This is a genomic window from Streptomyces sp. NPDC002490 (genome assembly GCF_040296045.1).
In the GTDB taxonomy this organism is placed as follows: domain Bacteria; phylum Actinomycetota; class Actinomycetes; order Streptomycetales; family Streptomycetaceae; genus Streptomyces.
In genome coordinates this window covers 115563-130135 of record NZ_JBEOWM010000005.1, presented here as the reverse complement: position 1 = coordinate 130135, position 14573 = coordinate 115563, and the positions used below count along the sequence as shown (strand labels likewise).

Annotated in this window: 16 protein-coding genes; 12 read left to right on the top strand and 4 right to left on the bottom strand. The window is 71.6% G+C overall.

The window, feature by feature from the left end; all coding sequences use genetic code 11:
• The first annotated feature begins 10 nt into the window (after nucleotides 1-10).
• Both ABT092_RS05050 and ABT092_RS05045 read left to right on the top strand, forming a co-directional pair.
• Nucleotides 11-664, top strand: a complete 654-nt coding sequence (locus ABT092_RS05050) for an L-threonylcarbamoyladenylate synthase (protein WP_351239886.1) — start codon at nucleotides 11-13, stop codon at nucleotides 662-664.
• Nucleotides 654-2765 (top strand): phosphoketolase family protein, encoded by a 2112-nt coding sequence (locus ABT092_RS05045; protein WP_351239884.1) that lies wholly within the window; start codon nucleotides 654-656, stop codon nucleotides 2763-2765. The genes ABT092_RS05050 and ABT092_RS05045 overlap by 11 nt, the downstream gene beginning before the upstream one ends.
• 75 nt (nucleotides 2766-2840) lie before the next feature.
• On the opposite strand, the gene ABT092_RS05040 is transcribed toward ABT092_RS05045, so the two are convergent.
• A complete protein-coding gene (locus ABT092_RS05040; protein WP_351239882.1) occupies nucleotides 2841-3926 on the bottom strand; it encodes a helix-turn-helix transcriptional regulator in 1086 nt (361 codons plus the stop codon).
• A gap of 997 nt (nucleotides 3927-4923) precedes the next feature.
• On the opposite strand from ABT092_RS05040, the gene ABT092_RS05035 reads away from it, so the two are divergent.
• From ABT092_RS05035 to ABT092_RS04990, 10 genes are all read left to right on the top strand, one after another.
• On the top strand, nucleotides 4924-5271 hold the full coding sequence (locus ABT092_RS05035) for a hypothetical protein (protein WP_351239880.1): 348 nt from the start codon (nucleotides 4924-4926) through the stop codon (nucleotides 5269-5271).
• 2 nt (nucleotides 5272-5273) lie between these two features.
• The gene (locus ABT092_RS05030) at nucleotides 5274-6260 is read left to right on the top strand and encodes a hypothetical protein (protein ID WP_351239878.1); all 987 of its coding nucleotides are present in this window, start codon (nucleotides 5274-5276) and stop codon (nucleotides 6258-6260) included.
• On the top strand, nucleotides 6260-6973 hold the full coding sequence (locus ABT092_RS05025) for an ATP-binding protein (RefSeq protein ID WP_351239876.1): 714 nt from the start codon (nucleotides 6260-6262) through the stop codon (nucleotides 6971-6973). Before ABT092_RS05030 ends, ABT092_RS05025 begins: the two co-directional genes overlap by 1 nt.
• Before the next feature lie 97 nt (nucleotides 6974-7070).
• Nucleotides 7071-7643 (top strand): WhiB family transcriptional regulator, encoded by a 573-nt coding sequence (locus ABT092_RS05020; RefSeq protein WP_351239874.1) that lies wholly within the window; start codon nucleotides 7071-7073, stop codon nucleotides 7641-7643.
• Nucleotides 7640-8602: a DUF2637 domain-containing protein gene (locus tag ABT092_RS05015; RefSeq protein WP_351239872.1), complete on the top strand. Its 963-nt coding sequence runs from the start codon at nucleotides 7640-7642 to the stop codon at nucleotides 8600-8602. The genes ABT092_RS05020 and ABT092_RS05015 overlap by 4 nt, the downstream gene beginning before the upstream one ends.
• 115 nt (nucleotides 8603-8717) lie before the next feature.
• Nucleotides 8718-8942 (top strand): hypothetical protein, encoded by a 225-nt coding sequence (locus ABT092_RS05010; protein ID WP_351239870.1) that lies wholly within the window; start codon nucleotides 8718-8720, stop codon nucleotides 8940-8942.
• A gap of 89 nt (nucleotides 8943-9031) precedes the next feature.
• Complete coding sequence (gene mobC / locus ABT092_RS05005) at nucleotides 9032-9568, top strand: plasmid mobilization relaxosome protein MobC (RefSeq protein WP_351239868.1); 537 nt, start codon at nucleotides 9032-9034, stop codon at nucleotides 9566-9568.
• A gap of 3 nt (nucleotides 9569-9571) precedes the next feature.
• Complete coding sequence (locus tag ABT092_RS05000) at nucleotides 9572-11278, top strand: mobilization protein (RefSeq protein ID WP_351239866.1); 1707 nt, start codon at nucleotides 9572-9574, stop codon at nucleotides 11276-11278.
• A gap of 67 nt (nucleotides 11279-11345) precedes the next feature.
• Nucleotides 11346-11789 (top strand): hypothetical protein, encoded by a 444-nt coding sequence (locus tag ABT092_RS04995; RefSeq protein ID WP_351239864.1) that lies wholly within the window; start codon nucleotides 11346-11348, stop codon nucleotides 11787-11789.
• A gap of 626 nt (nucleotides 11790-12415) precedes the next feature.
• Entirely contained in the window at nucleotides 12416-13051 is a 636-nt protein-coding gene (locus tag ABT092_RS04990) for an Rv1352/Rv1906c domain-containing protein (RefSeq protein WP_351239862.1), read from the top strand.
• A 147-nt stretch (nucleotides 13052-13198) separates the two neighbouring features.
• On the opposite strand, the gene ABT092_RS04985 is transcribed toward ABT092_RS04990, so the two are convergent.
• The 3 genes from ABT092_RS04985 to ABT092_RS04975 form a co-directional block, all read right to left on the bottom strand.
• The gene (locus ABT092_RS04985) at nucleotides 13199-13591 is read right to left on the bottom strand and encodes an esterase (protein WP_351239860.1); all 393 of its coding nucleotides are present in this window, start codon (nucleotides 13589-13591) and stop codon (nucleotides 13199-13201) included.
• 267 nt (nucleotides 13592-13858) lie between these two features.
• Nucleotides 13859-14080: a hypothetical protein gene (locus ABT092_RS04980; RefSeq protein ID WP_351239858.1), complete on the bottom strand. Its 222-nt coding sequence runs from the start codon at nucleotides 14078-14080 to the stop codon at nucleotides 13859-13861.
• A 26-nt stretch (nucleotides 14081-14106) separates the two neighbouring features.
• Nucleotides 14107-14484 carry an SPDY domain-containing protein gene (locus tag ABT092_RS04975; protein WP_351239856.1) on the bottom strand — a complete coding sequence of 126 codons (378 nt, stop codon included), beginning with the start codon at nucleotides 14482-14484 and terminating at the stop codon, nucleotides 14107-14109.
• Between the last annotated feature and the right edge of the window lie 89 nt (nucleotides 14485-14573).

Below are 14573 nucleotides of genomic sequence, written 5' to 3'. Positions count from 1 at the left end.
GGAGAGCGCGGTGAAGGTCCTCACCATCGGCCAACTGCCCCACGCCGCGCGGCTCCTGGTCGCCGGAGAGGTGGTCGCCCTGCCCACGCCCCGCTGGTACATGCTGTGTGCCCGCGCCGCCGACTCCGCCGCCACCGACGCAGTCTTCCGCGCCAAGCAACGCCCCGACACCAAGCCGTTGCTGCTCCTGCTCGACTCCCCGGCCACGGCCGACGCCTGGTTCGACCTGAGCGACGACGCCCGCCTGCTGGCCAGCGGCCTGTGGCCGGGGGACCTCGCACTGCGTCTTCCCTGGAAAGCCGGTGTGAAGCGCTTCGCGGCGGTCGGCTCGCCTGCGCTCGTCGGATGCCCCGAGGGGGTCCTGGGCGACCTGGTCGGCGTGGTCGGCGAGCCGCTGGCCGCCGCCGTGTGCAGCGTTTCCACCCCTGCTGCCGGCGACGAGGACCACCCGGCGCTCACTCCCGGACAGGTCGCCGCCTTCGATCGGACCACGGGGGCGGGTATCGCCGCGGTCGTCGACGACGGGATCTGCCCGCACGGTCGGCACATGACCGTCGTCGACTGTCCCGCAGGTGCCGCGGCCCGTCTGCGGCGGCAGGGCACCGTACACGCCCGCGCCGTCGAGGCCGCTCTGGCCCAGTCAGGAGGACCGGATGTGGGCTGACCTCGCCCGCCGAACGAACCGCCTGGTGTCCGACGCGTCGGTGTCCGCCGTCGCTGACGCGCTCGACTACCTCTGCCTCGCCCAGCTCTACCTACGCGACAACCCTCTCCTGGCACGGCCCCTGACTCCGGCCGACGTCAAGAGGCGACCGGCCGGCCACTGGGGGGTGTGCCCGCCCGTCAACCGGATGCTCGCTGCCCTGGGCCCGCTCCAGGCGGCTGTGCCCGACGGCTACGAACTGCACGTGCTGCACGGCGCCGGGCACGCTGGCCCGTCCGCCCTCGCCCACGCCTACCTCACCGGCTGGCTCGGCCACGTCCACCCCGACCTGCGCCGAGGCACGGCGGGCCTGCATGAACTCGTCACCGGCTTCCCCAGGCCCGACATCGGAGGGGAGATCACCCCGATGGTCCCCGGTCACCTGCACACCGGAGGCCAACTCGGCCCCGCTCTCGCGATCGGGCAGGGCACCGTGCTCGACGCGCCCCATCGGCTGACCGTGGTCCTGGTCGGGGACGGGGAGTGCGAGACAGGGACGACCGCCGCCTCCTGGCTCGCCGTCCGAGCGCTGCAGGGTACGGGCGATCACGGCACCGTCCTGCCCGTCGTCCTGCTCAACGGGATGCGCATGGGCGGGGCGAGCATGCTGTCCACCCTGACCCGCGCCGAACTGACCACGTACTTCAACGGCCTTGGCCACCGACCCGTCTACAGCGATGGGCGAGACGTCACTCAGCTTCGGCAGGCGCTGGCCGAAGCGCTCACCGCCGCCCAGCCCCTGGGCAGCCGCGGCCCGTCGAGCGTGCTGGTCCTCACCCTGGACAAGGGTTATGGCGCCCCCACCCCTTTCGTGGGCACCCCAGCGGTCCACAAGACGCCGCTGCGCAATCCTGCCAAGGTCCCCGCAGAGTTCGACGTGCTCGCCGACTGGCTGTCCTCCCACCAGCCCGGACAACTCCTGACCGCTGGCGGCTGGCCACAGCCGCACCTCCTGCCCGCTCTTCCCCGCCCCCGGCCCGAGTCCGACGTCCTTCCGGCGCCCCGCGGATGTATCGCTGCCTCCGCTCAGGTTGCCGACCAAGCCGTCGGGCGCCCGTTCACACAGGTGATTCCCGAGGTCCTGCGGGCCCGCGCTGAGCAAGGTCCGTTCCGCGTGTTCAGCCCCGATGAGCTGGCCTCCAACCGCATCGACCTCACTGACGCCCACGGCCACCCGGTGCCGTGGGCGGTGGAAGTGCTCAACGAGGAGCTGTGCCACGCCTGGGCCCAGGGCTACACGGAGACCGGTCGGCACGCGCTCGTCGCCACCTACGAGGCGTTCGCGCCGATCACCCTCAGCCTCGTCCAACAGCAGCTCAAACACCGCGCGGTGCGCCGCCACGCCGGGCTCGCTCCGCTGCCGAGCCTGGTCTACCTCCTGACCAGCCTGGGCTGGCACAACACCTTCACTCACCAGAACCCCAGCCTCCCCACAGCACTCCTGGCCGGAGGCGACCCCACGCTCCACGTCCTCACCCCGGCCGACCCCGCGCGCACTGCCGCAGCCCTCACCTTCGCCCTGCGCAAGCTCGACCGGTGCACGCTCGTCGTCGCCGGCAAGCACACGGCCGTTCACCATCCGTTGGCGACCCTCGACGAGGAACTGCGGCACGGCATCGCGATCTGGCCCCACCTCAGCCACACCGGCGCCGCCGAGCCCGATCTGGTCCTCGCCTCCGCGGGCGACCTGCCCGCCGAGGCCCTGACCACTCTGGCCCAGCGGATACGTGCCGAACGCCCTGACCTGCGCCTGCGGTACGTCCACGTGCACGACCTCACCGTCCTCGCCGAGGAAGGCATCCACCCCTTCGCCCTCGCCCCGGGCGCGTTCGCCAGGCACTTCGGTACCCGGGCCCCGATCATACTGGCCACCAGCGGGCACCCGGCCGATATTCACGCCCTCCTCGGCCACCGTCACCCCGGGTCCCGGCTCACCGTCCTCGGCTACCGCGATCCGGGGCGCCCGGTCTCCCAGGACGGCCTCCGTCGTCTGTGCGGTCTCGACGACGACAGCCTGTGGCAGCTTGCCAGGACTCTCACCACTGCACACGATCGTCAGTGACACGGTCACCCTGACCTGCGCGCCTGGCTTGTGACCGTCACCGAGACCTTGAGCCGTCGAGCAGAGCAGTGGTGGTCAGGCTGACGCTCTTGGTGTGTTCTCCGAGCCGTTCGACTTGGACAACTCGTCGCGTACCTGGATGAGGGCCTCGGCGCGTTTGCGCAGGTTGCGGAGCCGGGCGTCGCAGACCTGGATGGCTTCGGCGGGGCTGGCGGGGAGGTCGGCGCGGAACTCGTCCATCAGGTGGTGGCGGGCGGTGTACTCGGTCACGGCCGGAGGCACGAACGACCAGGGTGCGGTGGTCTCCTGTCCGGCGAGGGCAGCGGAGGTGTCGCCCTTGTCGGTTCCGGCCCAGGTGATGACGGTGGCGCGGCTGCCTGGCAGCGAGGCGGGGAACAGCACGTGGCTGATCACCTCGATGGGTTGGTTGTCCAAGGACGGCAGGAGCATCTGGAAGTAGTGGCCGTCACGTGACCGGGAGACAGCGGCCACGTCGGTGTCCCACAGTTGCCCGCACCGCGGGTCCGCCTTCACCTCCGTGATGAGCCTCAGCAGGTCGGGGTCGTGCGGGTAGCGGGTGCTCGCGAACCGGAGGAGCTTGACGTACTCGGTCGCGTGGTGGTCCCAGTCGACGTACTGGACGCGGGCTTCCGGGCTGAGCATCGCCCAGCGGATCAGGTTCGCGCGGGGCTCGCGTACCCACGGCCACAGCGCCGCCATCGCGGTGTTGTAGCCGATGATGTTCCAGACCTGGTCCGTGAGGTAGGCGGGAGCCGGCAACTGATGGTCGAGCAACTGCTGGAGGTCACGTCGAACGGTCGGATCAGCCAGGGACGCGGGGATCGTCGTCAACGCCCCGTCCATGAGTGCCAACACCAGGGCCTGGTACTCGTCGGGTCCGAGCCGCAGCGTCTTCGCCAGCGCGTCGAGGACCTCCCGCTCCATCTTCGGCCGGGCCCCGCGTTCCAGATTCTGGTACCAACCCCTGCTCCGGCCGATGGCTTCCGCGACCTCGGTCTGCGACAGCGGTCTGCCCAGTCCGAGCTTCTCGCCAGCGACCGCGCGCCAGGCGCGCAGGAGGCCGGGGTGGCCGAGGAGCTGCCCGGGGGACAGCGGCTCGGAGCCGTGATCCGGGAAGGGCGCGGGGGCGCCGACGGCCATTAGTTCCTCCAGGACGCGAGGGGTGGAGTGGTCGCCACCGGGGGGTGACCACGAGGCGCAATTGTGGTGGCCTGGTCATCAATATCAACCGGCGCAAAGAGATTGCAAAGCGATCTTGAAACCGCAGCGGGGTGGGGGATCTGGTTGTTTGAAGTTGAACTTGAAGCCGACCTTCTCACGTGCCCCCTCCATCTTCCCGTGGGCTGTGGTGTGCCCATTTTTTTGAGCGCACTAAATTTTCCGGACATTGATCGGTGGATAGACGGGTTTCTGGGTCTGATTGACTTCTGGCTTCATCGTCTACGTGCGGGTAAGTCCGGCTACTGTTTTGAGTGTTGACGCTTTGCGGATGACCGGCAATTTACCTGCCGGTCCTGGCTGTTGCGTCCCCTTGGAGGGCTTTCCCGTCGTTGACGGGATAGTGAACTCCCGCTTAAATCCGAGATGCCGCCAGGCAGCGGCTGTCGGGCGCGTCCGAAGGGGGAGTGATGGGGTGCCGCGCTGGTCCCGTGAGCATGCTCACTGATGCATGACCTGCCCAAGTGGCTTCTGCGGGTGTTGCTCCAGCGTCGTGCTGCTGGGTGGCGTGAACGGTCGTGGGACGGACGGCGTGCGGGTTTGGGGCTTGCGCTCGTTCCCGTAGCGCCGACTGCTTTCACGCTTCCGTAGAGCCCTCTGTGGGTGTATGGCGATCGACCGCTCACTCTCTATGTCGTGTTGGTGTCGATGCCCCCGAACGCCCTGTGTGCGCTGGAGTGTTGGACGGGTCACGCATATGTTGTTGGTCCCGGCAACGAAGACCGGACGAAACCAGAAGAAGGAGGGGGAGGGTGAACGGCCCACCGCAGCAAGGCAGGTAAAGGAAACGGCGCCCGGGAGTTAGCCGCTCCCGAGCGCCGAACCGGCACCCCGAAGGATGCCCATAACTGAAGCGGGTCGGCTGGCCTTTTCGACGAGAACGGCCGATCCGCTCCACCTACAAGTAGGGAATTCTCGCATGCCCGCGCACCACAGCGGAAGGGCCCGCACAAGCCTGCCCACCGCAACCCCCTCCGACCGCAGCCAGCGCCTCGCCCGCGCCCTCGCCGCAATGCTCCCCGGGGCCACCACCGCCCGGGTCTCCCAGCGCGACCCCGGCAAGACGTGGCCCAGCCCCCACCTGCGCGCCTACGACGCCCACGGACACCAACTCCCGGTCACCCGGGCCAAGGCGCTGACCGCCGCCCGCTGGATCATCCGCGCCCACCCCACCACGGACTGGACCGGCGAGGCCCACGACCTCGACCTCACCACCGGCACCCTCCGCCCCGCCGCCGACGCGTACGCCACCGCCGGGGGCCGCTGACCATGGCACGGATTCGCACGATCAAGCCCGAAGCCTTCGTCTCCGAGTCCCTCGCCGCAGTCTCCCTCACCGCCGAACGCACCTTCCTGGGCCTCCTCACCGAGGCCGACGACCACGGACGCTTCCCTGACCAGCCCGTCGTCATCGCCGGACGCCTCTGGTGCACCCGCCCCGGCCACGGCCCCGTCGGCGTCGAAGACGACCTCCTCCAGCTCGCCGCCCAGAACCTGATCTGCCGCTACGAGATCGCCGACGGTGACACGGCCAAGCGCTACGCCCACGTCGTCTCCTTCCGCAGGCACCAGCGGATCAACCGGGCCAGCGCCTCCCGCTACCCCGCCTGCCCCCACCACGACACCCGGGACTCCGCGACCGTGCCGCACACGGTCATCACCAGCCCGGTGCCGGTCAGGGCGGCTCACGGAGGGCTCACGGAGGACACGGTGAGCCCTCACGGAGCACTCACTGAGGGCTCACTGAACCCTCACGGAGGGAGCGATGAGCCCGCCGTGAATCACGAAACCGCAGGTCAAGCAGCATTCAGTGAGCCCTCACTGAGCCCTCACGGAGCAATCGGTGAGCCCTCCGTGAGCACTCACCCCCTGGAACTAGGAACTAGGAACAGGGAACTAGGAACTACTGCTGGGGGCGCAAGCGCCCCCACACCCGGCAACCGTCCCTCGGCGAAGCAGCTCATCGACGAGTACGCCGCCGCCTGCACCCACACACCCCCGAACAGCGTGCTCGGACACCTCGGCCGCGAGACGGCCAAACTCCTCGCCGAGGGAATCCATCCGGACCACGTCCGCGCGGGACTCGCCCGCCACCGGGCCAAGGCCCTGCACCCCAGCACGCTGCCGAGCCTGGTCCACGAGGCCATGAACGCCAGGGGCGGCTTGGACCGGCCGGGCTTCCCGGCTACCGTGCCCGCACGCCGCGCCTGGGCGAACCCCGCCGACCCTGCCGCCGCCTACGCCGAGGAGCTGTGATGCGCGCACCGAACGCCCAGCCCCAGCCCGTCGGCGGTCTCGCCCGCCGCCTCGCCCACATCCTCACCACCCGGGGCATCGACCCCACCAGCACGGCGGAGGGCGGACCGGAGCCGGTCCCGGCCCTGCTGGCCGCCGAGTCCCGTATCCCCGCCCGCTACCGGGCGGCCACGGCGGACCACCCGGCGGTCGCCGCCTGGGTCCAGGGCATCGCCGCCGCCGGACGCCCGGGGCCGGGCGGGGCGCCGGGGATCGCGCAGGGCCGGTCGCTGCTGATCGCTGGGACCACCGGCACGGGCAAGACCCACCAGGCGTACGGCGCCGTCCGCTCGCTGATCGGGGCGGGGGTGCGGTTGCGCTGGAAGGCGACGACGGCCGCCGACCTCTACGCCGAACTGCGCCCCCGCCCGGGGCACGACGGCGAACGCGAACTCCGGGATCTCGCCCGCTGCCCGCTGCTGATCATCGACGACCTGGGTGCGGCGAAGCAGTCGGAGTGGACCGAGGAGATCACGATGCGGCTGATGAACCGCCGCTACAACGAGATGCTCCCGACCCTGGTCACCACCAACCTCGGCATGGCCGACCTGCGCGCCCACACCGGGGACCGCGTCGCCTCCCGCCTCGCCGAGATGACCGACAAGGTCATCCTCGACGGCCCCGACCGCAGACGCACCCACACTGCCGGGCGACGCCCCGTCACCGCAGCCTGACCCCCACCTGCCATCCTCCGGGCCCGGGACACCACGGGCCCGCCTTCACCGACCCCGGCCGCGCACACCCTGCCCCGGGGCCCTCTGGAGAACCCCCATGCACAACACCACGAGCACCAGCACGGTCGACGGGCCGCGCACCCTCGGCGACCAGACCTGGCAGGACCAGGCCGCCTGCCGTACCGGCACCAACCCCGAGCTGTTCTTCCCCGAGCCCGACCAGATCGACCGCATCCGGGCGGCCAAGACCCTCTGCGGCCGGTGCCCGGTCCGCCGGACCTGCCTGGACGCCGCGCTGGAGAACGGCGACCGCGACGGCATCCGGGGCGGCCTCACGGAGCAGGAACGCGACGCCCTCCACAGCAAGCTCGCCCAGCGCGTCGACTACACCCGGATCAACACCGTCCTCGCCGGGGGCGACGTCCACCTCAGCCGGGCCGAGCGCCGCGCGGTCGCCCGCGACGCCTACCAGGCCCAGATCCCCGCCGAGGAACTTGGCCGCCTCCTGAAGGTCACCAAGGAGCACGCCCAGAAGCTCTATCGCCACGCTCGGCGGGAGATCAGCCACCGCAACACCAAGCCCAAGCCCGCCAAGAACACCAGGACCGGGACGGTGCCGGTCACCCCGGCCAAGGCCCCGGCCCGTGCCGACCTCGGGACGGCCGCGTGAGCGCCCCGGCGCCGATACCGGCGCACGCCACCACCGCCTGGGACAAGGCCGCGGTCGTCACCCTCGGCGCCGCCGCCTGCGCCCTCTCCTACGACGCCCTCCAGCAGATGGCCGCCTCCATCCACATCAGGGGCGCCCTGACCTACCTCTTCCCCCTGATCATCGACGGGTTCATCGCCTACGGCGTCCGAGGGCTCCTCGTCCTGCGCACCGCCCCGTTCACCGCCCGCCTCTACACCTGGTTTCTCTTCGGCACCGCCTCGGCGGTCAGCATCTGGGCCAACGCCCTCCACGCCGTCCGCCTCAACCAACAGGGCCCGCCCGGCATGGGGCTGAAGCTCGGCGACCTCACGGTCGGCGTCCTGTCCACGGTCGCCCCGCTCGCCCTCGCCGGTGCCGTCCACCTCTACATCCTCATCGCCCGCCAACCGCCCGCGACCACGTTGACCGACCGGCCCGGACACTCCGGACAGCCGGACAGTCCGGTTGTCCGGGCCGCCCAGGTCACCGCCGATCGTCCGGGGCTGACCGACCCGGTCGGCCAAGACCGTTCGGAGCTGACCGGCGTCCCGGACACCGGCCGCCGGGTCGCGGTGACCGCCGGAGGCCCGGCGGCCGAACTGACCGCATCCGCTCCTTCCACCACGGACACCCGCCCGGTCACCACGGTCACCCTGTCCGACCCGGAGCCCGAGCACACCGGCCGCGATGACGCCGGACCGTCCGGGGAGGCGGACAGCAGACCCGCCCTGGACACCGCACCGACCGGGCCGGAGGGCGAGGACGAACTCCTCCCGATCGCCCGCGCGGCGGTCACCCGGGCGAACCGGGTCACCCGCCAGATCGTCGCGGACGCCATCCGGGGCCAGGGCATCCCGCTGGCCAACGACCGGCTGACCGCCCTGGTCACCCAACTCCGCAACGAGAACCGACCGCCCCAGGTCACCCTGACCGGCTGACCGACCGCCCCACGGGGTGACCGGCCCGGACACTGACCGGCCCGGTCACCCCGCCCCCGGACACCCGGACGCCCCGGACACCGACCGACCGCCCCTGTCCGTATCGGAGACCTTCGTGCGCACCAACCCGGTCACCCCGGCCGAAGCCGACGCCTGGATCACCACCCTCCACCGGCACGGCCACCTCCACGACGTCGAACGCGGCCCGGACGGGTCCTGGACCGTCCGCCGCACCGCCGCGAGTCGGCCATGGACCCTGCACCACCCGGCCCTCGCCCTCGACTACGCTGCCGAGATCCTCCGGGACCTGCGGCGAACCGCCCCGGAGACCCGCCGATGACCCTCCCTCCGGCCACCGAGCCCACCACCGTGGTGGAGGCAGGCGACTGCCCGGCGCGAGGCCGAGCAAGCTGTAGCGTCCGAAACTCCTTGGCAGCCCAGGGCCGCCAAGGAGTTTCGGACGCGCATGCCCCCGCCCCCAATGGGGCGGGGGAGCCCTCCCGGCACCAGGGGGCGCCGGGAGGGGAGGCTGCGACCGGGGGCGGACCGCAGCCAGGACAGGACAACCCGCCGCCGCAACAGCGTCGTCAGCGTCCGCGCCTGCGCCAGACCGTCCAGCGCGACCACGTCCGCAGCGTCCGCCTGACCGCCGACGAACTCGCCACCGTCCAGCTCGCCGCCCGCGCTGTCGGGCTGACCACGGCCGGGTTCCTCGCCGATGCCGCCGTCGCCGTCGCACGCAGCCACGGCGACGCCCGCGTGTGGCTGACCGACCAGCGGGCCCTGGTCGAAGAGCTGATGACCGTCGGCGTCCAGCTCGCCCGCGCCGGGAGCAACCTCAACCAGGTGGCGAGGATCTTGAACTCCGGCGGTCACAGTGACCACGTCGACCAAGCGGTCGCCCGGGTCCTGAAGGCGGCCGTCCGCGTGGAGACCGCCGCCGTCGAGATCGCCCGGCGGCGGTGACCCGTGGTTCCGGACATCTCCACCGGCCGCCGCACTTACGGCCTGCTCGCCTACCTCTACGGTCCCGGCCGCCGAGACGAACACACCGACCCCCACATCGTCGCCGCCTGGGAATCTGTCCTCGCGCCCGACCCGGGCCGGGAACCGGCGGCCACGCTCAAGCAACTGACCGACCGGCTCGACCTCCCGGTCCTAGCCCTCCCCGCCGGTCGCCGACCCCAGCAGCACGTCTGGCACTGCCCCGTCCGCACCGCCCCCGGCGACCGGCTCCTCACGGATACTGAGTGGGGCGAGGTCGCCCGCCGCATCGTCCACGCCACCGGCATCGCCGAACACGGCGACGATCAAGCGTGCCGGTGGATCGCCGTCCGCCACGCACCGGATCACATCCACATCGTCGCCACCCTCAAACGCCAGGACGGCCGAAGCCCCCGCCACCACCAGGACGCCATCCGCGCCCAGGCCGAATGCCGCCGGATCGAAGCCGACTTCGGACTCCAACGCCTCAACCCCGGCGACCGCACCGCCGCCAAGCGCCCCACCAGCGCCGAGCGCTCCAAGGCAGAACGCACCGGACGGACCGAGCCACCACGCGAAACCCTCCGCGACGCCGTCCGCCAGGCCCTGGCCGGAGCCGCCACCGAAGACGAGTTCTTCACCCGGCTCACCGCAGCCGGACTCCGCGTCGAACAGCGGATCGCCCCGTCCGGCGACACCCTCGGCTACAAGGTTGCCCTCCCCGGCGACCGCAACCGGGCAGGCCAACCCATCTGGTTCCCCGGCTCCAAACTCGCCCCCGACCTCTCCCTCCCCAAGATCCGCCAACGCCTCACCGACAACCCCCTCGACCCCGAGGACGGACCCCGGCCGCGCCCGGCCCGCGCCCACCGCGACGCGGTCACCCCCGCCATACGGGCCGCCGCCACCCTCGACCAGGACGACGACGGCACTGCGGTCGCCCAGCTCGTCGGCACCGGGGAACTCCTCGACGCCCTTGCCCAGACAGCCCCGGCCGCCACCCGCACCGAACTCCGAGCAGCGGCCCGCGCCTTCGAACGCGCGACCCGCAGCCACGAACGCGCCGCCCGAGCCGACCACCGCGCCCTGCGCACGGCGGCCCGCGGAGTTCTGCGCGCCGGGGACGCGCTTGGCCGGGGCGAGGACGGCGGTGCCACCGCCATGGTCCTGTCCACCCTCGTCCTCGTCACCCTCGCCGCCGCCCGCTGGCACTCCGCCCACCACCACGCCCAACAAGCCGCCGCCGCCCGCCAGGCCGCCCACCACCTCCGCACCGCTTACCGGACCACCGCCGCAGTGCCGTTGAGGGCGATGCGCAACCACGGTCAGCGGCTGCCCGAACCCGTACGGCAGCAGCACACGACCGCCGTCGGGGACGCGCTCCCGGGGTATGCCGACCAGCTTCGCGGCGGGCCCGGCTGGGACGCCCTCCTCGCCACCCTCGACCAGGCCCAGGCGGCTGGCCACGACCCGACTGCCCTCCTGAAGACGGTGGTCGGGCAGCGCGAACTCGACACCGCCGACAACATCACCGACGTCCTCATCTGGCGCATCCGCCACACCACCGGCCTCCCCGCCGCACCGAAGCCGGGCACCCACCCGGCACCGACCCGCACCCGGGCCACGAAGCCCGAAGAGACCCCCGCCCACACCACTCTGGCCCCGACCGAACAGCGGCGGACCCGTCGCTGACCACCCCAAACCCCTGGACTCCCACCAGCCCCACTGCTACGACTCGAAGAGAGCCCCGAGGAGAACCGTGATCCACAACCACACCCACCAACAGCCCAGAACCACCCAGCCCCCCGCCCCGGCACCAGAGCCTGCCCGGTCCCCGGTGCCCGCCCCCGGCGACGACCCGGTCCTCCGGCTCCAGCAGGAGTACCGCCCCGAGGGCACCCGCGTCCGCATGCGCAGCGTCAACCACCCCGAGGAACTGTTCATCACCGGCCTCGTCGTCATGTGCCCGAACTGCGGAGCCCGCCGAGACTGGATGGTCATCAGCGACGGACCCCGTATCGACATCCGCTGCCGCTGCGCACACCAGTGGCACGAGCCCGAACTCACCCGCGCCGACTTCGAAGTGATGACCGGTGGTGGTGCGGGCCCGGTCTACCCGAGCCTCGAAGACGCCGCCCGCGCCACCGGCTTCGACGGCACCTTCACCGGTATGTACCTCAACGAGCGCCGCCCCACGGAGTGACGGCCAACTGAGCGGACTGTGCTGGCTGCCCCGGACCGAACCGGAGACAGCCAGCACAGGGGTGGACTGACCGGGTGCTGCTCTAAATGATTCATTCCAGGTCAGTGGTCGTAGGCGGTCAGGGCACTGCGTCCCCAGAGGGGCAAGAGCAAGCCACTGGGGCCGTGCCGACGAGCACGGCCCCGGTGCCCGGCCCCGAGCGGTTCCTCACCGCTGTCGGCCCGGGCCATCGGCTCTTCCCGCGTACGGCTGCCGAGGGGGCTGGCGTGATGGGGACGATGACTCGGACGACGGTTCAAGAAATGGCAAAGTCCCTCTGAACGCCCAGGTCAGAAAGGGTGCTTCCCGCGCGAGCGGGGGTGGACCGGCGGAGCCGGACCAGACCGGCTCGGCGTTCGGCGGTTTCGGCCTGCTGGGCTTTCGAGGCTGACATGGCGGTCGGGGCTCCCACTGTAGGCCCCGCGCCCTGATACGGATCATCCCCGATGTCCCGGGTTTCGTTCCCCCGGCTGACGATGCGGGGGAAGATGCGCGGCATGACGGTGATACGCAGGGCGGGGGCCGCGACCGCGGTGTTGGTGGCGTTCGGGTTGGCGGGGTGCGGCGCTGCGGAGGAACGGCCGCCGGTGGCGGCCAGCGCGTCGTCGTCTCCGGCGTTGAGCCCAGAGGTGGAGGAGAAACTCGACGAGCTATTCGAAGTGCCGCCGGAGGAGCCGGAGCCCGACACCGCGGACGAGTACCCGGACACCGGGAAGTCGGCGGCGTTCGACGCGGCTGCGGTGAAGGGGGGTTGGGTTCCGGAGGGGTACGAGCAGGCGGCGGAGTACGTGCTGATGATGTGCGAGTCGATGGACGCGTGGCGCCCGGGGGTTGCCCAGACCCTGGTGACGGGGCACGTCGACGAGATGACCGGGGCGATGCGGAAGGCGATGAGGAAGGGGGTAGGGCGGTTCTGCCCGGATCACGGGGCGGCGGTGCGGGAGGCCCTGGCGGGGAAGGCGTCGGTCCGCACGATGGGTGACGGCACGTACGAGATCGTGGCGCGCCCCGGGTTCAGCACGGAGGACGGCGAGTTGCAGGCGCCGCCGGGGACGTACCGGGTGGAGGGGGACTTGGAGGACTGCTACTGGGAGCGAGCGCGGCGGGACGGCTCGGTCATCGACAACGGGTTCGTGACGGCGGCCCGGGAGGTGACGGTGACGGTGCGGGTGGGCGAGCTGTTCACGGCGCGGAACTGCGGCGGGTGGGTGCCGGTCCGGTGAAGTAGCCCGCCGCCGAGGGGGAACGGTGAAAGGGGTGCTTCCCGTGCGAGCGGGGGTGGACCGAAGCTGAAAAAGACCGGCGGCCTCGTGAAAGGCGAAGAGGGCTGCCCGGACAGGGCAGCCCTCAGATGGCCAGGAAGTCTCGGATCAAGTGTCTGCACGGCTGTTGGCGAGGCGGAGTGCGTCGGTGGCGACGCGCAAGGCGGCGTGCAGCCCGAGAACTTCGTAGACGGTGGGGTGGACGGTGGTGGTCCAGTCGCCGTGGAGGCCGGGCCAGGTGGCGAGGGTGACCTCCACCGTGTCGAGGCCGAGGCGGGCGGTGACGTCCATGCCGCCCGAGGGACTCGGGGTCCAGGTGAGGAGGAGCGCACCGGGGCCGAGCCGGTCACGGCACGACCTGGGGTCGGCGGGGTACCAGGTGGTGCGGAGGAGGTCGCCGGGGCACGGGGAGATCTCGCGCACGAGGGCTCCCCGCACGCCCTCCGGCATCGGCCGCAGGGCGGCCACCCGCAGAGGGAAGAGGCTGGTGGGCGGGTTCATTCGCCGGTCCAGCCCAGCTCGGCGGCGACGTCGCGCGGGAGGTAGTCGTCTTGGCCGTTCTCGGCGAGATAGACGGCGGGGCCGTCCCTGCCGGTGCCCTCGATCACCTGGCCGATGGTGTGGGCGAAGGGCCAGTCGGGGTTGACGGCGAGGAAGACGGGGAGGGAGGGGTCGAGGGTCTGGAGCCGGTGGATGAGCTGGGCGACGGTCAGCTTCTGGGACAGGGCGGTGCCTCCTGGTGCGGAAGACGGGAACAGAGGTGGAGGGTTAGCGGGCGGCGGCGGTGCGGTGGCGGCGGCCCATCTCGGCGGCGTAGCCCTTGGTCGAGGAGGGTGTTCCGGTCCAGGTGCCGCAGGCGCAGGTGGCCACGAACCGGTTCCGGCCGGTGCAGTCTTCGGCGAGGGGTCTGTTGCCGGTGGTGAACCGGTGGTCGGGCGGGCAGACGGTGCCGTCGGGGTGGTAGGCGTTCACGGTGACTTGGTGACGCACGAGCGGTCCTCCTGGGAAAGGGGCGGTCAGGAGCATTGGGGGCAGAGGGCGTTGGGGGTGGCGATGAGGGCGGCGAGGAACCCGGCGACGGCTTGCGGGGGGATGCTGGCGGGGAAGGTCTGCTGCCAGGCGGGGGCGCCGTTCGCGTCGAGGGTGAGGATGTGCCAGAGGTCGCCGTGGCGGGCGGCGGGGGCCTCGGGGAGGAACCCGACGTAGAGGCCGCCGTCCGGGCTGGTGCAGTGGACGTTGGCGTCCGGGTCGCTGATCACGGTCCAGCCCTGGGCGTCGAGCATGCCCAGGACCGGGCCCGCGCAGCCGCAGCTCAGCGCCCACTCCCGGACGGTGGAAGGGAGGACGGGGCTGACCTGTGTGCGGCGGGGGACCAGGGAGATGGAATGCGTCATGGGTAAGGGGTATCCCTTCGTTGACCTGCGGTTTTTCCCGGCATCCGTACTTGAACATGGGTCCGCAGGCGTGTTCCAGTCCGTTCGGG